18 protein-coding genes and 1 pseudogene are annotated in these 18,644 nt (G+C 72.3%); 12 read left to right on the plus strand and 7 right to left on the minus strand.

Going from position 1 to position 18,644, the window contains the following annotated elements; all coding sequences use genetic code 11:
• The first annotated feature begins 200 nt into the window (after window positions 1-200).
• Window positions 201-1,607 (plus strand): class II fumarate hydratase, encoded by a 1,407-nt coding sequence (locus ACIBEC_RS01590; RefSeq protein ID WP_360490266.1) that lies wholly within the window; start codon window positions 201-203, stop codon window positions 1,605-1,607.
• Between the two features lie 151 nt (window positions 1,608-1,758).
• On the opposite strand, the gene ACIBEC_RS01595 is transcribed toward ACIBEC_RS01590, so the two are convergent.
• Window positions 1,759-2,229 (minus strand): SPW repeat protein, encoded by a 471-nt coding sequence (locus ACIBEC_RS01595; protein WP_360490268.1) that lies wholly within the window; start codon window positions 2,227-2,229, stop codon window positions 1,759-1,761.
• Window positions 2,230-2,432: 203 nt separating this feature from the next.
• Here ACIBEC_RS01595 and ACIBEC_RS01600 point away from each other — a divergent pair, with 203 nt between their 5' ends.
• Both ACIBEC_RS01600 and ACIBEC_RS01605 read left to right on the plus strand, forming a co-directional pair.
• Window positions 2,433-2,987 carry a PadR family transcriptional regulator gene (locus tag ACIBEC_RS01600; protein WP_360490270.1) on the plus strand — a complete coding sequence of 185 codons (555 nt, stop codon included), beginning with the start codon at window positions 2,433-2,435 and terminating at the stop codon, window positions 2,985-2,987.
• Between the two features lie 76 nt (window positions 2,988-3,063).
• The gene (locus ACIBEC_RS01605; protein WP_360490272.1) at window positions 3,064-4,779 is read left to right on the plus strand and encodes an acyl-CoA dehydrogenase family protein; all 1,716 of its coding nucleotides are present in this window, start codon (window positions 3,064-3,066) and stop codon (window positions 4,777-4,779) included.
• Between the two features lie 132 nt (window positions 4,780-4,911).
• Here ACIBEC_RS01605 and ACIBEC_RS01610 read toward each other — a convergent pair whose 3' ends face one another.
• Window positions 4,912-5,604 carry a response regulator transcription factor gene (locus ACIBEC_RS01610; RefSeq protein WP_360490274.1) on the minus strand — a complete coding sequence of 231 codons (693 nt, stop codon included), beginning with the start codon at window positions 5,602-5,604 and terminating at the stop codon, window positions 4,912-4,914.
• Between the two features lie 285 nt (window positions 5,605-5,889).
• Between ACIBEC_RS01610 and ACIBEC_RS01615 the strand changes: the two genes are divergently transcribed.
• A complete protein-coding gene (locus ACIBEC_RS01615; RefSeq protein ID WP_360490276.1) occupies window positions 5,890-6,768 on the plus strand; it encodes a hypothetical protein in 879 nt (292 codons plus the stop codon).
• Between the two features lie 113 nt (window positions 6,769-6,881).
• Here ACIBEC_RS01615 and ACIBEC_RS01620 read toward each other — a convergent pair whose 3' ends face one another.
• Genes ACIBEC_RS01620 through ACIBEC_RS01635 form a run of 4 tightly spaced genes read right to left on the minus strand, consistent with a single transcriptional unit; the run spans window position 6,882 to window position 8,681 of the window.
• Window positions 6,882-7,151 (minus strand): hypothetical protein, encoded by a 270-nt coding sequence (locus tag ACIBEC_RS01620; RefSeq protein WP_360490278.1) that lies wholly within the window; start codon window positions 7,149-7,151, stop codon window positions 6,882-6,884.
• 3 nt (window positions 7,152-7,154) lie between these two features.
• Window positions 7,155-7,820: a cupin domain-containing protein gene (locus ACIBEC_RS01625; protein ID WP_360490279.1), complete on the minus strand. Its 666-nt coding sequence runs from the start codon at window positions 7,818-7,820 to the stop codon at window positions 7,155-7,157.
• A gap of 31 nt (window positions 7,821-7,851) precedes the next feature.
• A complete protein-coding gene (locus ACIBEC_RS01630; protein WP_360490281.1) occupies window positions 7,852-8,262 on the minus strand; it encodes a hypothetical protein in 411 nt (136 codons plus the stop codon).
• On the minus strand, window positions 8,259-8,681 hold the full coding sequence (locus tag ACIBEC_RS01635; protein ID WP_360490283.1) for a hypothetical protein: 423 nt from the start codon (window positions 8,679-8,681) through the stop codon (window positions 8,259-8,261). Before ACIBEC_RS01635 ends, ACIBEC_RS01630 begins: the two co-directional genes overlap by 4 nt.
• Window positions 8,682-9,117: 436 nt before the next feature.
• Here ACIBEC_RS01635 and ACIBEC_RS01640 point away from each other — a divergent pair, with 436 nt between their 5' ends.
• From ACIBEC_RS01640 to fahA, 5 genes are all read left to right on the plus strand, one after another.
• A complete protein-coding gene (locus ACIBEC_RS01640) occupies window positions 9,118-10,572 on the plus strand; it encodes a phosphoribosyltransferase family protein (protein ID WP_360490285.1) in 1,455 nt (484 codons plus the stop codon).
• A gap of 230 nt (window positions 10,573-10,802) precedes the next feature.
• The gene (gene hppD, locus ACIBEC_RS01645; RefSeq protein ID WP_360490287.1) at window positions 10,803-12,017 is read left to right on the plus strand and encodes a 4-hydroxyphenylpyruvate dioxygenase; all 1,215 of its coding nucleotides are present in this window, start codon (window positions 10,803-10,805) and stop codon (window positions 12,015-12,017) included.
• Window positions 12,018-12,059: 42 nt separating this feature from the next.
• Window positions 12,060-13,262: a cupin domain-containing protein gene (locus ACIBEC_RS01650; RefSeq protein WP_360490289.1), complete on the plus strand. Its 1,203-nt coding sequence runs from the start codon at window positions 12,060-12,062 to the stop codon at window positions 13,260-13,262.
• Window positions 13,259-14,212: a hypothetical protein gene (locus tag ACIBEC_RS01655; RefSeq protein ID WP_360490291.1), complete on the plus strand. Its 954-nt coding sequence runs from the start codon at window positions 13,259-13,261 to the stop codon at window positions 14,210-14,212. The genes ACIBEC_RS01650 and ACIBEC_RS01655 overlap by 4 nt, the downstream gene beginning before the upstream one ends.
• A complete protein-coding gene (gene fahA / locus ACIBEC_RS01660; protein ID WP_360490293.1) occupies window positions 14,209-15,429 on the plus strand; it encodes a fumarylacetoacetase in 1,221 nt (406 codons plus the stop codon). Before ACIBEC_RS01655 ends, fahA begins: the two co-directional genes overlap by 4 nt.
• Window positions 15,430-15,571: 142 nt before the next feature.
• On the opposite strand, the pseudogene ACIBEC_RS01665 reads toward fahA, so the two are convergent.
• Window positions 15,572-15,898, minus strand: a pseudogene (locus tag ACIBEC_RS01665) (SDR family oxidoreductase); the annotation flags it as partial.
• Window positions 15,899-15,928: 30 nt separating this feature from the next.
• Here ACIBEC_RS01665 and ACIBEC_RS01670 point away from each other — a divergent pair.
• The 3 genes from ACIBEC_RS01670 (at window position 15,929) to ACIBEC_RS01680 (ending at window position 18,590) form a co-directional block, all read left to right on the plus strand.
• Window positions 15,929-16,399: a TetR/AcrR family transcriptional regulator gene (locus tag ACIBEC_RS01670; protein WP_360490766.1), complete on the plus strand. Its 471-nt coding sequence runs from the start codon at window positions 15,929-15,931 to the stop codon at window positions 16,397-16,399.
• A 183-nt stretch (window positions 16,400-16,582) separates the two neighbouring features.
• Window positions 16,583-17,671: an enoyl-CoA hydratase/isomerase family protein gene (locus ACIBEC_RS01675; RefSeq protein ID WP_360490295.1), complete on the plus strand. Its 1,089-nt coding sequence runs from the start codon at window positions 16,583-16,585 to the stop codon at window positions 17,669-17,671.
• A 133-nt stretch (window positions 17,672-17,804) separates the two neighbouring features.
• Window positions 17,805-18,590, plus strand: a complete 786-nt coding sequence (locus ACIBEC_RS01680; protein ID WP_360490297.1) for an enoyl-CoA hydratase — start codon at window positions 17,805-17,807, stop codon at window positions 18,588-18,590.
• Window positions 18,591-18,644 lie beyond the last annotated feature (54 nt).

An 18,644-nucleotide genomic window follows, 5' to 3' on the forward strand; every position in this document is an offset into this window, starting at 1 on the left:
GGCATCGGGAGCGGGCCGTCGAGGGCGGGCCGTCGGGGGCGGGCATCGGCGGTGGGCCCCGGGGCAGGCCTCGGTACTCGACCCGAGCCCGGTGGAGTACCCGATCACCCCTGCCGGAAATACCCGGGCCCCGCTCGGGGCTGTCGTGATCGGAGATCCGTTCCGGGCCGGACCGGCCCGTACAGGAGGTGCAGCGCACGATGGGTGACGAGCAGGCGAAGCCGCAGGAGTTCCGGGTCGAGCACGACTCGATGGGCGAGGTCCGGGTGCCGGCCGCCGCGAAGTGGCAGGCGCAGACGCAGCGGGCGGTGGAGAACTTCCCGGTGTCCGGCCAGCGGCTGGAGCGCGCGCACATCGCCGCGCTGGCCCGGATCAAGGCCGCCGCGGCCCGGGTGAACGCCCGTCTCGGGGTCCTGGAGGAGGAGACGGCGGCGGCGATCGTGTCGGCGGCCGAGGAGGTCGCGGAGGGGCGCTGGGACGACCAGTTCCCGGTGGACGTGTTCCAGACCGGCTCGGGCACCTCGTCCAACATGAACACCAACGAGGTGATCGCGACCCTGGCCGGGGAGCGGCTGGGCCGCCCCGTCCATCCGAACGACCACGTCAACGCGAGCCAGTCGTCCAACGACGTCTTCCCCTCTTCCATCCACATCGCCGCCACCGCCGCCGTGACGCACGACCTGATCCCGGCGCTGGAGCACCTCGCGGAGGCGCTGGAGCGCAAGGCCGCCGAGTTCGCGCAGGTGGTCAAGTCGGGCCGCACGCACCTGATGGACGCCACGCCCGTCACGCTCGGCCAGGAGTTCGGCGGCTATGCGGCGCAGGTGCGGCACGGGCGGGAGCGGCTGCTGGCCACGCTCCCCCGGGTGGCCGAACTCCCGCTCGGCGGAACGGCGGTGGGCACCGGCATCAACACCCCGCCCGGGTTCCCGGCGGCGGTCATCGCGGAGGTGGCCCGCGTCACCGACCTGCCGCTGACCGAGGCCCGGGACCACTTCGAAGCGCAGGGCGCGCGGGACGCCCTGGTCGAGCTGAGCGGTCAACTGCGCACGGTGGCCGTCGGGTTCACGAAGATCGCGAACGACCTGCGGTGGATGGGATCCGGTCCGCGCACCGGGCTCGGCGAGATCAACCTGCCGGACCTGCAACCCGGTTCGTCGATCATGCCGGGCAAGGTGAACCCGGTGCTGCCCGAGGTGGTGCTGATGGTCGCCGCCCAGGTGGTCGGCAACGACGCGACGGTGACGCTGGCCGGCGCGAGCGGCAACTTCGAGCTGAACGTGATGCTCCCGGTGATCGCCCGCAATGTCCTGGAGTCGGTCCGGCTGCTGGCCAACAGCGCCAGGCTGCTGGCCGACCGGACGGTGGACGGCATCACCGCCAACGTCGAACGGGCCCGGGAGTACGCGGAGTCCTCGCCGTCGGTGGTGACCCCGCTGAACCGCTACATCGGGTACGAAGAGGCCGCCAAGGTCGCCAAGCAGTCGCTGGCCGAGCGCAAGACCATCCGTCAGGTGGTGCTGGAGCGCGGCTACGTCGAGCAGGGCAAGCTCACCGAGGAGCAGTTGGACGAGGCGCTGGACGTACTGCGGATGACGCGCCCGTAGCCGCCTCGGGGCGCTCCGGATGGCCGGGACCGTCGGCGGGCATGTGCCGGGAGCGTCGGTGCGCCCCAAGCGTCGGGAGCGTCGGGGGACGTGCGCCGGGGCGCGGTGGGCGGTTGCGCCCTCCGCGCCCCGGCACGGGCTGTGGGGAAGATCAGCCCCTGGCTCGGCCGGCCCGGCCGCGCCGCATTGCCGCTCCGTTCGAGGTCATGGTGGCCATCGAGATCGCCGCGAGGCCGAGCAGGAACATCACGGCACCGACGATGATGCAGGTGACGATGTTCTTGCCGTGCGCCACGGAACCGGAGACCACCCACGGGGAGATGATCGTCCAGGCACCGAGCGCGGTGGCCGCCCAGGCCCTCGCGTGGGTGCGTTCGTAGGCCGTGCCGTAGCCGGCCATCAGCACCGTGTAGGCCAGACCCACGATCAGGCAGGTCACGGTCAGGGTGCTGAACGCGGTGAAGCCGACGATCCATGGCGATGCCGCCAGGAAGAGGCCGGCCAGTACGGCCAGGGCTTCGATGCCCTGGGCGCGGGGGGTCGAGGTGACCCGCTCGTAGTGTTCCCGTAGTTCGACGATGTCCGGATGGTGCTCCATGCCCGTCGGGATATGGGTTGCCACCGATACCACCTCCTGTGGTCCGGAACCTGGGAGGCATGTTCCCTCGGAAGGCGCATGCCCCGTACCCATTCTGTCCCTAATCTAACGTTTTGCACCCGATCATCCTTAATGATCGATAACCATCCGATCACGCCGGTGACCTGCGTCTCAACCCGGCGGGGCGCCATTGCCTATGCAACTCGTTGCATAGCAGGATGCGGGTCATGGCACTGGAGCACGCGATCCTCGTCTCGCTGCTGGAGCAGCCCGGCTCCGGCTACGAGTTGGCCCGGCGCTTCGACCGCTCCATCGGGCGCTTCTGGACCGCCACCCACCAGCAGATCTACCGGGTATTGCGGCGCATGGAGGCGGACGACTGGGTGGCCGCGCAGGAGGTCGCCCAGGACGGGCGCCCGGACAAGAAGGTCTATTCGGCGGCGGAGGCCGGACGGGCCGCACTGGCCGGCTGGCTGCGGGAGCCGGTCGAGCCGGAGACCGTCCGGCACGAACTCGCGGTCAAGATCCGGGCCGCGGCCTTCGACGACCCGGCCGCGCTGATCTCCGAGGTCGAACGCCACCGCGAGAGCCACGCCGCCCTGCTCGCCCGCTATCTGCACGGCGAAGAACGGGACTTCCCGGACCTCGACGCGCTCGACACCCGCCAGGAACTGCAGCACGTGGTGCTGCGCGGCGGCATCGAGTACGAGCGGATGACACTCGCCTGGCTCGACGACGTGCTCGTCACCCTGCGCCGCCTCGCCGCCGACCGGACGCCCTGACGCCCTGGCGTCCTGGCGTCCTGGCGGATCTGCAACCCCGCGACCCTCACCCCCTTCGATCCCCGGGAGCCTCTCGATGCTCTTCAACCCGCGCACCTACGACCCCGCACAGTTCGACGAGCCGACCCGCCGGCTGCTGCGTGCGACCGTCGACTGGTTCGAGTCCCGCGGCAAGAAGGCGCTGATCGACACCTACATCGACCGCGCCTGGTACGCCGACTTCCTCGAATTCGCCGCGAAGGAGGGCCTGTTCGCGGAGTTCCTGACCCCGTCCGCGGCCGACCCCGACAAGCGCTGGGACACCGCGCGGATCGCCGAGCTGAACGAGATCCTCGGCTTCTACGGCCTCGGCTACTGGTACACCTGGCAGGTCACCATCCTGGGTCTCGGCCCGGTCTGGCAGAGCGAGAACGAGGCCGTCCGGGCCCGCGCCGCCAAGCTCCTGGCGGAGGGCCACGTCATGGCGTTCGGCCTCTCCGAGCGCAGCCACGGCGCCGACATCTACTCCACCGACATGATCCTCACCCCGGACGGCGAGGGCGGCTTCACCGCCACCGGCCCCAAGTACTACATCGGCAACGGCAACGTGGCCGGCCTGGTCTCGGTGTTCGGCCGCCGCTCGGACATCGAGGGCCCCGAGGGCTACGTCTTCTTCGCCGCCGACAGCCGCCACGAGGCGTACCACCTGGTCAAGAACGTCGTGAACGCCCAGATGTACGTCAGCGAGTTCCGCCTCGAGGACTACCCGGTGCGCGCCGAGGACGTGCTGCACACCGGCCAGGCCGCCTTCGACGCCGCCCTGAACACCGTCAACGTCGGCAAGTTCAACCTCTGCACCGCCTCCGTCGGCATCTGCGAGCACGCGATGTACGAGGCCGTCACGCACGCCCAGAACCGGGTGCTGTACGGCAAGCGGGTCACCGACTTCCCGCACGTCAAGCGGGAGTTGACCGACGCGTACGTCCGTCTGGTTGCGATGAAGCTGTTCAGCGCGCGGGCCGTGGACTACTTCCGCACCGCCTCGCCCGAGGACCGCCGGTACCTGCTGTTCAACCCGATGACCAAGATGAAGGTCACCACCGAGGGCGAGAAGGTCATCGACCTGATGTGGGACGTCATCGCGGCCAAGGGCTTCGAGGCGGACACCTACTTCGACAAGGCCGCGAAGGACATCCGCGGCCTGCCGAAGCTGGAGGGCACCGTCCACGTCAACCTGGCGCTGATCCTCAAGTTCATGGGCAACTACCTGTTCGCCCCGGCCGATTACGCCCCGGTGCCGACCCGCCTGGACGCCACCGACGACGCCTTCCTGTTCCGCCAGGGCCCGGCCCGCGGCCTCGGCGCGATCCGCTTCCACGACTGGCGCACCGCCTACGACCGCCAGGCGCAGCTGCCCAACGTCGCCCGCTTCCGCGAACAGGCCGACAGCTTCTGCGAGTTGCTGCTCAGCCACGCGCCGAGCAAGGAGCAGCAGGCGGACCTCGACTTCCTGCTGGAGATCGGCCAGCTGTTCGCGCTGATCGTCTACGGCCAGCTGGTGCTGGAGCAGGCCGAGTTGACCGGCCTGGACGCGTCCGAGGAGGGCCGCGACGTCCTGGACCAGGTCTTCGACGCGTTGGTCCGCGACTTCTCCGCGCACGCCACCGAGCTGCACGGCAAGGCCTCCGCCACGGAGGAGCAGGCCGCCTGGGCGCTGGCGAACGTGCGCCGTCCGGTGTCGGACGCGGCGCGGGCCGCGCGGGTGTGGGACCGGGTCGAGGCGCTCTCCGGCGCGTACGAGATGCAGCCGTAGGCCGCAGTACCGGACGCAGTACCGGACGTGGTACCTGAAGGACCCCGGGGGTGCCGGTCGGCGGGCCGGCACCCCCGCTTTCGGGTACGGATGCATGGCTGCACGGCCGTCCGGCACGCCTCAGCCGGCACCTCAGCCGTCGCCGAGGCCCATGTCGCGGGCCCGGGCGACCGCCTCGGCACGGGTGGCGACGTGCAGCTTCTCGAAGATGTGCGTGACGTGGTTGCGGACGGTCTTCTCCGCGACCACCAGCTCGCGGGCGATCCGCCGGTTGTCCAGGCCGCGCGCGACCAGGTCCAACACCTCCGCCTCACGGGCGGTGAGGTCCGGGAACAGCTGCCCCGCCTCGCGCATCCGGGCCCCGGCCAGCAGGGCGGTGATCCGTCCCGCCACCTCGCCGCCGAACACCGCGCCGCCCGCGGCGACCGTCCGCACCGCGTGCAGCACCTCCTCCCGCCCGGCCCCCTTGACCAGGTAGCCGCGCGCGCCCGCCTGGAGCGCGGCGAGCAGGTTGCCGTCGTCGTCCGACATGGTCAGCATCAGCACCGGCGGCGGCGCCTCCTGGGTGGCGAGCTGACGGACGGCCTCCAGCCCGGAGCCGTCGGGCAGCGAGAGGTCCATGATCACCACGCTCGGGCGGTGCCGGGCGACCGTCTCCGGCACGTCGGCGACCCGCTCCGCCTCAGCCACCACGAGGACGCCCTCCGCGCTCTCCAGCGCCGCCTTCAACCCCTCCCTGAAGAGTGGGTGATCGTCGACGATCAGTACACGGACGGGCTGCACCCCGACCGGGCCCGCGGGTGCCAGCGACTGTTCTTCATCCACACGGCCGACACTACCAGCGGCGAACCGGCTACTTTCCGTGACATGCTCGGAAGTCGTCCGCGTGGCGGGCGCGCGGGACGGATCCGGCCGGGCACCGGGACCGCGGTCAGGGACAGGATCCGAGACCGCTGCCTCAGGCGCCCAGGACTCCGGGCCGTCGAAACTTGGACCTGACGTGGTTCACGCCGCCGGCCGGGCCGGCGACCGACCGCGAGTCCGTACCGCCGGGCGCCGCACCACCGGAGTCCACCCCCACCCGGCCCAGCCCGTCTGCGAGGTGGTGGCATGACCCCGGTGACCTCCGTCCGGCGCCGTACGCCGGCCCAACGGCAACTCACCGCCGCGGCAGTCGTCACGGCGGTCTGCCTCGTCGCCGCGACGCTGTGGATCTGCTACGTGCTCGTGCACCTCGGCGATCCGAACGTGCACCTACCGCGCGACGAACTCGCCATCCTGGTCTACGCCCTGCCGACCGCGGGCGCGGGCATGCTGCTGCACGCCCACCGCCCGGGCAGCCCGCTCGGTTGGGTGATGCGGGTCTACGCCCTGACCGACATCCTGCAGTTCACGGCGGCCGCGCCCGTCTGGGTCGAGGTCACCGACCCGGGCATCGTCGGCGCCGCGGCCGCCCTCGACGCGCTCTGCAGATCGATCAACGTGACGCTCTTCGGGCGCAGCCAGGACTTCGCGCTGGTCCACAACGGGCTGCCGATCGGCGAGTTGACCGTCGGGCTGCGGGCGGGCGAGGAGCGGCTGGAAGCCAGCGACATCGACATCCTGCGCTCGCTCGCCGACCAGGCCTCCCCGGCCGTCGCCTCGCTGCGGCTCCAGGAGGACCTGCAGGCCAGCCGGGAGCAGATCGTCGCCGCGCGGGAGGAGGAGCGGCGGTGGCTGCGGCGGGACATCCACGACGGGCTCGGACCGGCACTGGTGACGGTGCGGGTGGACAACGAGGCGCTGACGCTGACGGTGCGGGACGACGGGGTGGGGTACCGGCCGGACGGCGACTCGCCGGCGGACGGCAGCGGGGTGGGGCTGCGGTCGATGGCGGACCGGGCGGCGGAGATCGGCGGACACTGCTCGATCCGGCCGCTGCCGTCGGACCGGGGCACGCAGGTCCTGGCGGTGCTGCCGCGCTCGGCGGCGGCGACGGATCACAGATGACGGGGACGGACGACAGGGAACAGGGAACAGGGAACAGCTGACAGATTTCGAAATCTGAAATCTGTCAGCTGTTCCCTGTCATGTGTCAGCTGTGATCAGCCATTGGGAGTCGGTCAGGCACCGGGAATGGGCGGCTTCGCGCAGGTACCGGGCTGGCAGCCGATGCCTCCGCCGCTGTCCGGTGTCGGTGTCGGCCCGGGCGACAGCGCATTGCTTCCGCCCGTCGCCGGCGTCGGCGACGAGCAGGCATGGCGCACAGCCGTGGCCGCCGCGATCACGCCCGCCAGTACGCCTGCCGCACAGATCGCTGTGGTGATCGGGTTCGTTGCCATGAGGTGGTACTCCTGGTTCTTCCAGGTGACCGACCAAGGCCGATCGGTCACGTCTCAACTCTGCGGACGGATACGCCCCGAGCGCATGAGCTCGACGTCCCATTCCGGTCCCGGTTCGGCGCCCGGGGCACCGATCCGGCCCAGCACGGCGGTGACCGGCTTGCGCGACCCGGCCCGGAGGCCGTACCGCTCCTTGGCCCTGACGTAGACCAAGTCTCCGGGGTACACCGGCACTTCGCCGAGGTCGCCGAGGAAGACGCCGACCCCGGAGAGGACCAGCAGGAAGGCGTCGGCCGCCCGGTCCTCGTACGGTCCGCAGAGGCCACCGGGGTTGAGGTCGACGGTGCTCACCTCGACCTGCCGCCAGGCCCGGGCGGACTCCGGGCCGCAGCGCTGGGCCGGGATGCCGCCCCGGGACGGGGTCGGCCGGACGGTGAGCACGGTGGTCGGCGCACCCCGGACGGCGGTGAGCCGGCAGCTGCTGCCGGGCCGGTGGTGCAGGGCCTCGCCCGGGGAGAGGATCCGGCCGGCCGCGGCCAGTCGGCCGGAGAGCACCACGCTGACCGACTCCGCCGACTCGTAGGGAAGCTGGTCGGTCCGGACGCCGGGCGGGAGGGTCTCGACGGTCAGTCCGGCGCGGACGGAAGGCCGCTGCTCCGGGTCGATCAGCCGCCGGAAGACGGGTGCGGTGCAGGGGAGGGCGGCGGGTACGACGATCACGAGGGGTCTCCTGAGACGGAGGGGTGGGGGTTCAGGGCCGGTCGCGGCGGGCGGCGCGGCGCCGGGTCAGGGCGGCCCGGGTGCCGGCGCTGTGCCGGGGGACGGCGAGGGTGAGGCAGAGCAGTTCGGCGCCGAGCGGCCCGGCTTCGAGGTGCAGCGTGCGGCCCCGGCGGGCCAGCAGCAGATCGCCCTCGGAGGCCAGGTGGTCGGGCTCGTCCGACAGTCGGCCGACCACGGTCGCGCCGCGCAGTACGTGCAGGACGGTCTCGGCGTCGGGCCGACCGGTCAGCTCGTGGTGGGCGCCCGGGCTCAGCCGCAGGTGGTCGAAGGCCTCGCAGGCGCTGGTGAGCATCGAGCGCCTGGCCAGCGAACGGATCCGGACGCGTTCGCCGTTCGGGCCGAGGACGAGCATGGCGGCGCCGGTGTCGGTGGTGACGATCATGCGGGTTCATCTCCGCTCGAGGAGGTGGGGCGGCCGGCGGGGACGGTCAGGATGGCGTGGAAGTACTCCATCCCGGCGGTGCCGGCGGTGAGGACGGTCCGGGTGCCGAGCGGGAGGACGACGGCGGTGCCCTCGACGAGGGGGATGCCGGAGTCACGCGGCTCGGCATCACGCGGCTCGGCGTCGTACGACTCTGCGTCGGCCGGCGGGGCGTCCCGCCGTGCCGCGTTCTCGGGCGGTTCGGCGAGACCGGAGCCGGCCGTGATGTAGAGCGCATGCTCGACGCCGTCGGCGGCCACCTCGGTGCTGTGCCCCGGTTCGAGCCGCTGCAGGCCGACGCCGCGCAGCGGTCCCGCGAGCAGACGGCCGGGGTCGACGGCGCCGCGTCGACGCAGGTCGGTGATGACGGTGCCCGGCATGTCGGGCGCTCCTTCCGGTCGTCGGCGGGCCCTCCGGTCCGCCTCTGCGATCTACGGTGCGCCGCCCGCTGTCCCGCCCACACGGGGGTTCCGTCCCGCCCCGCTCCCGGCCGGATCCCGACCCGATCCCGATCCCCTCCCGTCCCGCTCCCGGCCGGGTCCCGGGCCGAACCCGGTTGGATCCCGGCCCGATCCCGACCCGTCCCGGCCCGATCCCGACCCGTCCCGGGCCGAACCCGCCCTGGTCAGGGGCCTCTCCCGGCTCGCGCCAGGCCCGGCCAGGCCCGCGCCGGGCCCGCTGCCGACTTCCTCTCCCGGCCCTGCACCGCCCCTCCCGGCTCGCTGCGGCACTCCCCGTCCCGCCCCCGGGAAGCCCCCGTCCGCCACCGCACCCGAGTCGCCGGGAACGACGTACGGTGGAACCGGAGGCCGTGTCATGCACGTCACCGGAACCCACTTCACCCACTTCGCCGACCGCACCGACGCGGGCCGGCGGCTGGCCGCGCGCCTCGCTCACGTCGGCGGCCCCGAGACCGTCGTCGTGGCACTGCCGAGGGGCGGGGTGCCGGTGGCCGCCGTGGTGGCCCTGGCGCTCGGAGCGCCGCTGGACATCTGTGTGATCCGCAAGCTCGGGGTGCCCTACCAGCCCGAGCTGGGCATGGGGGCGATCGGCGAGGACGGCGTCCGGGTGCTGAACGAGCAGGTCATCCGGCTCGCCTCGGTCACCGACGACCAGCTGGCCGCGGTGGAGCGGCGCGAGCGCACCGAGTTGGAGCGCCGGGCCCGCCGCTACCGGGGCGACCGTCCGCCTGCGGACGTGCGGGGGCGGACGGTGGTCGTGGTGGACGACGGCATCGCCACCGGGTCCACCGCCCGGGCGGCCTGCCGGATCGTCCGGGCGCGCGGCGCGGCCCGGGTGGTGCTCGCGGTGCCGGTGGCGCCCCGGGACTGGACGGAACGTCTCGAGGAGGTCGCCGACGAGCTGGTCTGCGTCGACACGCCGTCCCCGTTCTTCGCGATCGGCGAGTTCTACGCCGACTTCTCGCAGACCGAGGACGAGGAGGTGCTGCGACTGCTCGCCGAGGCCCGGAGCCGAGAACGAGACCGGGGCCAGGAACAGGAGCAGGACCGGGACCGCGACGCCCCGCCCGCCGTCGGCGTGGACCGCGAGCTGGTCCTGCCCGCCGGCGGGGTCCGCCTCGCGGGCCGACTGACCGTCCCGGTCGGCGCGCGCGGTGTCGTGGTCTTCGCGCACGGCAGCGGCAGCGGCCGGCACAGCCCGCGCAACCGGTACGTCGCCGAGTTCCTGAACCGCGCCGGGCTGGCCACGCTGCTGTTCGACCTGCTCACCGAGGCCGAGGAGCCGGACCGCCACAACGTCTTCGACGTGGGGCTGCTGGGCTCCCGCCTGACTGCCGTCGCCCGGCAGCTGCACACCGAGGACGGCCCCGCATCCGGGTCCCGCACCCCGTCCGAGAGCAGTGCCGCACCCGAGAGCGGCGCCGTGCCCGAGACCCGGGGCCTGCCGCTGGGACTGTTCGGCGCCAGCACTGGCGCCGCCGCCGCGCTGCACACCGCCGCCGAGCTGGGCCCGGTCGTGCGCGCCGTGGTCTCCCGGGGCGGCCGCCCGGACCTCGCCGGGTCCGAGGTCCTGGGCCGGGTGAGCGCCCCGACGCTGCTCGTCGTCGGCTCCCTGGACACCACGGTGCTCGACCTCAACCGGCAGGCCGGACGCCGACTGCGCTGCGAGAGTGAACTGGCGGTGGTGCCGCGCGCGACCCACCTGTTCGAGGAGCCCGGGACCCTCGACGAGGTCTCTGAGCTGGCCCGGGACTGGTTCCTGCGCCACCTCCGCGGGTCCGAGCCCGAACCCGGGGCCGAGAACCCGTGAACACCGATTGCGCAGACTTCGCGCATCACCCCGGATCGGCAGCACATTTTGCGCAGTGCGAGACGGGAAATCCTGGCCAGCTTGTACACATTGAGCAGTGAAAAACCGACCTGTTGCCCAACCACCCCGACAGGAGCAAGCTCTCCGCAACCGCACCGCCCACCCATCCGCGGTGCGGCCGCGATCCAGCGGGAGCCTCAAAGCCGAGGCCCGAAGTGGAGGAACGAGCGATGACCACGCAGTCCCACGCCCTTGAGCTGACCCCCGAGGAGCGCGAGGCCGGTCTTGACGCCGACCAACTGCGCCGCCTCGTCGGCCTCGTCGAGCACGACCAGGCCGCCGATCCGTTCCCCGTCACGGCCCAGGACGCGGTCGTCTTCGTGGTCGGCAACGCCACCCAGACGGCCCAGTTCTACCAGGTCGTGTTCGGCATGGAGCTGGTCGCCTACTCCGGCCCGGAGACCGGCCGCCGCGACCGCAAGGCGTACGTGCTGCGCTCCGGCTCGTGCCGCTTCGTGATCAAGGGCGGTGTCCAGCCGGGCAGCCCGCTGCTGGACCACCACCGCCGCCACGGCGACGGCGTCGTCGACCTCGCCCTGGAGGTCCCGGACGTCGACAAGTGCATCGAGCACGCCCGCGCGTCCGGTGCCACCGTCCTCGAGGAGCCGAACGACGTCTCGGACGAGAACGGCACCGTGCGCCGCGCGGCCATCGCCACCTACGGCGAGACCCGCCACACCCTGATCGACCGCTCCCGCTACCACGGCCCGTACCTGCCGGGCTACGTCGTCGCGGAGAGCAAGGTGAAGCACCCGGAGGGCTCGCCCAAGCGCCTCTTCCAGGCCCTCGACCACGCCGTCGGCAACGTCGAGCTGGGCCGGATGGACGAGTGGGTGTCGTTCTACAACCGCGTCATGGGCTTCGTGAACATGGCCGAGTTCGTCGGCGACGACATCGCCACCGAGTACTCCGCGCTGATGTCCAAGGTCGTCGCCAGCGGCAACCACCGGGTGAAGTTCCCGCTCAACGAGCCGGCCATCGCCAAGAAGAAGTCCCAGATCGACGAGTACCTCGAGTTCTACACCGGCCCCGGCTGCCAGCACATGGCGCTCGCCACCAACGACATCCTCACCACCGTGGACGTGCTGCGGGCGCGCGGCGTGGAGTTCCTCAACACGCCGGACGCCTACTACGACGACCCGGAGCTGCGCGAGCGGATCGGCAAGGTCCGCGTGCCGATCGAGGAGCTGAAGAAGCGCGGCATCCTGGTCGACCGCGACGAGGACGGCTACCTGCTGCAGATCTTCACCAAGCCGATCGGCGACCGCCCGACCGTCTTCTACGAGTTCATCGAGCGGCACGGTTCGCTGGGCTTCGGCAAGGGCAACTTCAAGGCGCTCTTCGAGTCCATCGAGCGCGAGCAGGACCGCCGCGGCAACCTGTGAGCGTCGGAGAGCTCTGACGACCGGTCGAGGAGGACCACGGAGATGGCGTACTACCGGCAGCTTGGCAGCATCCCGCCCAAGCGGCACACCCAGCACCGCACCCCCGAAGGGGGGCTCTACTACGAGGAGTTGATGGGCGAGGAGGGGTTCTCCTCGGACTCCTCGCTGCTCTACCACCGGGGCATCCCCTCGGCGGTGGTCAACGCGGTGCCCTGGGAGCTGCCGGACCAGTCCACGGTGCCCAACCACCCGCTGCTCCCCCGCCACCTCAAGCTGCACGAGCTGTTCGCGGGCCAGGAGTGGAAGTCCGCGGACGTCGTCGGCAGCCGTCGGCTGGTCCTCGGCAACGGCGACGTGCGGATCTCGTACGTCGCCGCCGGGGCCCCCAGCGAGCTGTACCGCAACGGGCTCGGCGACGAGTGCGTGTACGTGGAGTCCGGCTCCGGCACGGTCGAGACGGTGTTCGGCTCGATCGAGGTCGGCCAGGGCGACTACGTGATCATCCCGCGCGCCACCACCCACCGCTGGGTGCCGGCCGGCGACGAGCCGCTGCGCGCGTACTGCATCGAGGCGAACAGCCACATCACCCCGGTCAAGCGGTACCTGTCCAAGTACGGGCAGCTGCTCGAGCACGCGCCGTACTGCGAGCGGGACTTCCGCGGGCCGGTCGGCCCGCTGCTGGCGGACGCCCCCGGGGATGTCGACGTGCTGGTCAAGCACCGTGGGCCGAACGGGATTTCGGGCACCCGCTACACCGTGCCGCACCACCCCTTCGACGTGGTCGGCTGGGACGGCTGCCTGTACCCGTACGCCTTCAACATCAGCGACTTCGAGCCGATCACCGGGCGGATCCACCAGCCGCCGCCGGCTCACCAGGTGTTCGAGGGCAACAACTTCGTGATCTGCAACTTCGTCCCGCGCAAGGTGGACTACCACCCGCTGTCGATCCCGGTGCCCTACTACCACGCCAACGTGGACAGCGACGAGGTCATGTTCTACTGCGGCGGCGACTACGCGGCCCGCAAGGGCTCGGGCATCGGCCAGGGCTCGATCTCGCTGCACCCCGGCGGGCACACCCACGGGCCGCAGCCGGGCGCCTACGAGCGCAGCATCGGCGCGGAGTTCTTCGACGAGCTCGCGGTCATGGTGGACACCTTCCGCCCGCTGGAGCTCGGCGAGGGCGGCCGGGCCGGCGAGGACCCCAACTACGCCTGGACCTGGTCCGGTCGGGGGCCCGGTCGATGAGCGCGCTGCCTTCGGGGGGCGTCATCCCCGAGCTGTTCCACGGACTCTTCGACGACGCGGCGGTGTTCCCCCCGGGGAACCTGCCGCTCGTCGAGGCGGTGCCCGCGCATCGCGCCCACCGCGCAGCCTGGTACGCCGAGGCGGTCGGCCCGCTCCTCTGCGGGGCGGGCCGGCTGGCCGAGTTGGCCGAGGCGGTGGCGTCCGACCCGGCGGGGGCGTCAGACGCAGCGGTGGCGTCCGACTCGGCCGGGGCTTCCGACACGGCGAGGGCGGGCGGCTCGGCAAGGGCGGGCGGCGCGCCGCTCAGGGTCGGGCTGGTGCTTCCGGGGGGCAGCGCGGAGCTCGCCCAGGCGCTCGCCGCCGCCGCGCCGTTCGAACTGGCCGGCGTCGAACTGGCCACCCGGGACGCCGCCGAGGCGGTCGCCGAGTTGGACCGGCTGCTGCCGCCGCACGTCCCGGCCGCCGTCGAGCTGCCGCGCGAACTCCTGCACGGGGACGAGCTGGACGCCGTCCTGGACGTGCTGGTCGACAGCCCGTACCGGGCGAAGTTCCGCACCGGCGGACTGGTCGCCGAAGCGTTCCCGGACGAGGCGGAGCTGGCCGCCTTCCTCACCGGCTGCGCGCGGCGCGGACTGCCGTACAAGTGCACCGCCGGGCTGCACAACGCCGTCCGGCACACCGACCCGGAGACCGGCTTCGAGCACCACGGCTTTCTGAACGTCCTGCTGGCCGCGCAGGAGACCGACCGGGCCGCGGCCGCGGCGGTGCTGGCGGAGCGCGACGGCGAGGTCCTGGCCAAGGCGGTACGTGCACTGACGGATCGTCAGGTTACGGTGATCCGCAACTCGTTCACCGCGTTCGGCACCTGCAGCATCGCCGAACCCCTGGGCGACCTGGCCGCGCTCGGCCTGCTGTCGTCGCCCATTCCACCGCACCAGGAGGACCGTTGACCACCCCCCGCAGCTGGCTCGCCGGCGCCCAGGACTCGCCGTTCGGCCTGCACAACCTGCCGTACGGCGTCTTCACCGCCGCCGACCAGCCCGGCCGGCGCCGGATCGGCGTGCGCGTCGGGGACTTCGTGCTGGACGCCGGGGCGGCCGCCCGCGCCGCCGGTGCGCCGTCCGTGCTGCTGGACGCCGACTCGCTCAACCCGCTGATGGCAGCCGGGCGTCCGGTCTGGACCCGGGTGCGGGCGGACCTCACCACGTGGCTCACGGACGAGTCCTTCCGCGAGGCGCTGTCGCCGTCGCTGCTGCCGGTCGACGAGGTCGAGCTGCACCTGCCGTTCGAGGTCGCCGACTACGTCGACTTCTACGCCTCCGAACACCACGCCACCAACCTGGGCCGGATCTTCCGCCCGGGTTCGGAGCCGCTCACGCCGAACTGGAAGCACCTGCCGATCGGTTACCACGGGCGGGCGGGCACGGTCGTCGTCTCCGGCACGCCGGTAGTGCGGCCGCACGGGCAGCGCAAGGCGCCCGCCGACCCCGCGCCGAGCTTCGGGCCGACGCGCCGGCTGGACATCGAGGCCGAGGTCGGCTTTGTCGTCGGCACGCCGTCAGAGCTCGGCAAGCCGGTCGTGCTGGACGACTTCCGCGAGCACGTGTTCGGCGTCTGCCTGCTCAACGACTGGTCGGCGCGCGACATCCAGGCCTGGGAGTACGTGCCGCTCGGCCCGTTCCTCGGCAAGTCCTTCGCCACCTCGATCTCGCCGTGGATCGTCCCGCTGGACGCACTGCAGCACGCCCGGGTCACGCCGCCGGAGCGCGACGTCGAGCCGCTGGCGTACCTGGACGACCGGGGCGGCGAGCCGTGGGGCCTGGACCTGGCGATGGAGGTCCGGCTGAACGGGCACCTGGTCTCCCGCCCGCCGTTCGCCACCATGTACTGGACGGCGCAGCAGCAGCTCACCCACATGACCGTCAACGGCGCCTCGCTGCGCACCGGCGACCTGTTCGCCTCAGGCACGGTCAGCGGGCCTGAGCCGGACACCCGGGGCGCGCTGATCGAGCTGACCTGGAACGGCGAGGAGCCGCTGAAGCTCCCGAACGGCACGACCCGGACGTTCCTGGAGGACGGCGACGAGGTCACCATCACCGCCACCGCGCCCGGCCCGGACGGGGTCGTGGTCGGGTTCGGCGAGGTGACCGGGCGGGTGCGGGGGTAGCGGCGGGCGCCCTCCCCGGCAGGGATCGGGCGACAGATGACACGTAACGGATGACAGACAACGGATGACAGCTGACAGATTTCATCATCTGTCAGCTGTCATCCCTTTCCGGATCCATTTCCGTCCCCGCGCCCGTTTCCGCCTACAGTCCCGCGCCGCCGGTGGCGTCGATGCCCCGGCCGGTCACCCAGCGCGCGCCGTCGGAAGCGAGGAGGGCGACGATGTCCGCGACGTCCTCCGGCTGCCCGACCCTGCCGAGCGCGGCCACCGAGGCCGCATGGGCCTCCGCCACCGCGTTGCCGCGCAGCCAGCCGGCGTTGACGTCGGTGTCCACGATGCCGGGCGCGACCGAGTTCACGGTGACCCCGCGCAGGCCGAGCTGCCTGGCGAGGTTGAGGGTGAAGGTGTCCAGGGCCCCCTTGGTCGCGCCGTAGGCGATGATCTCCGGCATCGCCAGCCGGGCGGCGCCGCCGTCGCCGACCTGACCACGGCCATGGGCATGCGCCCCGGCAGCCTGTACGCCGCGTTCGGCGACAAGCGCTCGCTGTTCGAGGAGGTGGTCCAGCAGTACGGCCACTCCCCCGTCGGCGCGTTCGCGGCCGTCGCACTGGAGGAGGAACCCACCGCCTACGGCGCCTTCGCCCGCATCCTGCGCGAGGCCGCCGCCATCTACCCCGACCCGTCCCACCCGGCAGGCTGTCTGGTGATCTCCGCCGCCACCAACGTCTCCGCGCAGGACGCCGGGATCCAGGACCGCCTACGCGACCTGCGCAACGAGAACACGCGGGTCTTCGAGGCACGGCTGTGCCGGGCCCGGGAGGACGGCGAACTGCCGCCCGAGGCCGACCCGAAGGAACTGGCCGGCTACCTCGCCACCGTCATCCAGCGCATGTCACAGCAGGCCCGGGACGGCGCCACCGCCGCCGAGCTGGCCCGCACCGCCGAACTCGCCCTGCGCGCCTGGCCGTGAGGGGACCGGCCCCGCACTCCCGGTCCAGTCCGGTCCAGTCCGGCTCAGACCAACTCGGCCCCGCCCGGTGATCACAACTCCGCACCGCCCCCGGTACGGTGGACGGCGAAGCGAACAGCGGAAGGCGGCACCCGTCGCGGGACGGCGGACGTCGACATCACCGAAGGGACGGGAGCGAGCCCGATGAGCACAGCGGTGGCGGAGGTCCAGACGTTCCTGGACGGCAGGGTCGGACGGATCGTGCTGAACCGGCCGCGGGCGCTCAACTCGCTGACCCACGACATGATCACCGCCCTGCGGGCAACGCTCGACGAGTGGGCCGCGGACGACCGGGTGCGCACCGTCGTGCTGACCGGCGCGGGCGAACGCGGCCTCTGCGCGGGCGCCGACATCCGCGCCATGCACGACGACGCGAAGACGGGCGGCGCCGGCACCCGGGCGTTCTTCCGCGACGAGTACCGGCTGAACGCGCTCATCGCCCGGTACCCGAAGCCGTTCGTCGCGGTGATGGACGGCATCACGATGGGCGGTGGCGTCGGCCTGTCCGCCCACGGCGCGATCCGGATCGTCACCGAGCGCTCCACGGTCGCGATGCCCGAGACCCGGATCGGGCTCGTGCCGGACGTCGGCGGCAGCCGCCTGCTCGCCCACGCCCCGGGCGAGTTGGGCATCCACCTCGGGCTCACCTCGGCCTCGATGGGCCCGGGCGACGCGCTGCTGTGCGGGTTCGCGGACCACTACGTGCCCTCGGCGCGGATCCCGGAACTGCTCGACGCACTCACCCGCGGCACCGACCCGGCCACCGTGCCCGACCCCACGACCGCCGACGTCAACGCCGTCAACGCCGTCGTCGCCGCGCACGCCGAGCCCGCGCCGCCCGCCGCCCTGGCCGGACAGCGCGCCTGGATCGACGCCTGCTACGCGGCCGACACCGCCGAGGAGATCGTGGAACTCCTGCTGAACTCCGGCGAGCCGCAGGCGAAGGAGGCCGCCGAGCTGGTTGTGGCGAACTCCCCCACCGCCGTCAAGGCCACCCTGGCCGCGCTGCGCAGCGCCCGTACGCTCCCGTCCCTGGAAGCCGTGCTCGACCAGGAGTACCGCGCCTCCTGCGCCGCGCTGGACGGCCACGACCTGGTCGAAGGCATCCGCGCCCAGGTGATCGACAAGGACCGCAACCCCCGCTGGGAGCCCGCCACCCTGGCCGGGGTGACGGAGGTGGACGTCGCCCGCTTCCTCGCCCCGCGCGAGGGCGACGAGCTGGGCCTGGCCTGATCTCCGCGTCCGCACGGCCCGTGACCGGCGTCTCGCATGTCAAGACTGGCGCGAAACAGGGCGCGTCGTAGATCGTTGGGTGGTCAGGGCGCGCCCGCGCGGCGCCGAGCAGCGGACATGGGAGTCGACGGCGATGACCGAGACCGAGACCTACGAGACGATCCTGGTCGAGCGCAAGGGCCGGGTGGGGCTGATCACGCTCAACCGGCCCAAGGCGCTCAACGCGCTGAACACCCAGCTGATGAACGAGGTGGTCGCGGCTGCCACCGCCTTCGACCGGGACCCGGAGATCGGCTGTCTGGTGATCACCGGTTCGGAGAAGGCCTTCGCGGCCGGCGCCGACATCAAGGAAATGCAGGGCAACGCCTTCCCGGACGTCTACCTGGACGACTGGCTGGGCCCGTGGGACCGGCTCGGCGCGCTGCGCAAGCCGGTGGTGGCGGCGGTGGCCGGGTTCGCGCTGGGCGGCGGCTGCGAGCTGGCGATGATGTGCGACATCCTGCTGGCGGCGGACACCGCGAAGTTCGGGCAGCCGGAGATCAAGCTCGGCGTCCTGCCCGGCATCGGCGGCTCGCAGCGGCTGACCCGGGCGGTCGGCAAGGCGAAGGCGATGGAGCTGTGCCTGACCGGCCGGATGATGGGCGCCGAGGAGGCCGAGCGAGCCGGCCTGGTCTCCCGCATCGTCCCCGCCGACCAGCTGATGGCCGAGGCCCTGGCCACCGCCGAGACCGTCGCGGCGATGTCCACCCCGGCGGCCATCATGCTCAAGGAAAGCGTCAACCGCTCCTTCGAGACCACCCTCGCCGAGGGCGTCCGCTTCGAACGCCGCCTCTTCCACGCGGTCTTCGCCACGGCGGACCAGAAGGAGGGCATGGCGGCCTTCGCCGAGAAGCGCCCGCCGTCCTTCATCAACCGCTGACGGGCGACGTCTGACGGACGGCGGACGACGGACGACGTTTGACAGCTGACAGCT

This window comes from Kitasatospora sp. NPDC051164, from assembly GCF_044455625.1.
Classification (GTDB): domain Bacteria; phylum Actinomycetota; class Actinomycetes; order Streptomycetales; family Streptomycetaceae; genus Kitasatospora.

Excerpts from the sequence above, each read along its gene's own strand:
- ACIBEC_RS01590 (WP_360490266.1), top strand. The coding sequence starts at position 201 with ATGGGTGACGAGCAGGCGAAGCCGCAGGAGTTCCGGGTCGAGCACGAC.
- ACIBEC_RS01600 (WP_360490270.1), top strand. The coding sequence starts at position 2,433 with ATGGCACTGGAGCACGCGATCCTCGTCTCGCTGCTGGAGCAGCCCGGC.
- ACIBEC_RS01605 (WP_360490272.1), top strand. The coding sequence starts at position 3,064 with ATGCTCTTCAACCCGCGCACCTACGACCCCGCACAGTTCGACGAGCCG.
- ACIBEC_RS01615 (WP_360490276.1), top strand. The coding sequence starts at position 5,890 with ATGACCCCGGTGACCTCCGTCCGGCGCCGTACGCCGGCCCAACGGCAA.
- ACIBEC_RS01630 (WP_360490281.1), bottom strand. The coding sequence starts at position 8,262 with ATGATCGTCACCACCGACACCGGCGCCGCCATGCTCGTCCTCGGCCCG.
- ACIBEC_RS01635 (WP_360490283.1), bottom strand. The coding sequence starts at position 8,681 with ATGCCGGGCACCGTCATCACCGACCTGCGTCGACGCGGCGCCGTCGAC.
- ACIBEC_RS01640 (WP_360490285.1), top strand. The coding sequence starts at position 9,118 with ATGCACGTCACCGGAACCCACTTCACCCACTTCGCCGACCGCACCGAC.
- hppD (WP_360490287.1), top strand. The coding sequence starts at position 10,803 with ATGACCACGCAGTCCCACGCCCTTGAGCTGACCCCCGAGGAGCGCGAG.
- ACIBEC_RS01650 (WP_360490289.1), top strand. The coding sequence starts at position 12,060 with ATGGCGTACTACCGGCAGCTTGGCAGCATCCCGCCCAAGCGGCACACC.
- ACIBEC_RS01655 (WP_360490291.1), top strand. The coding sequence starts at position 13,259 with ATGAGCGCGCTGCCTTCGGGGGGCGTCATCCCCGAGCTGTTCCACGGA.
- ACIBEC_RS01670 (WP_360490766.1), top strand. The coding sequence starts at position 15,929 with ATGCGCCCCGGCAGCCTGTACGCCGCGTTCGGCGACAAGCGCTCGCTG.
- ACIBEC_RS01675 (WP_360490295.1), top strand. The coding sequence starts at position 16,583 with ATGAGCACAGCGGTGGCGGAGGTCCAGACGTTCCTGGACGGCAGGGTC.
- ACIBEC_RS01680 (WP_360490297.1), top strand. The coding sequence starts at position 17,805 with ATGACCGAGACCGAGACCTACGAGACGATCCTGGTCGAGCGCAAGGGC.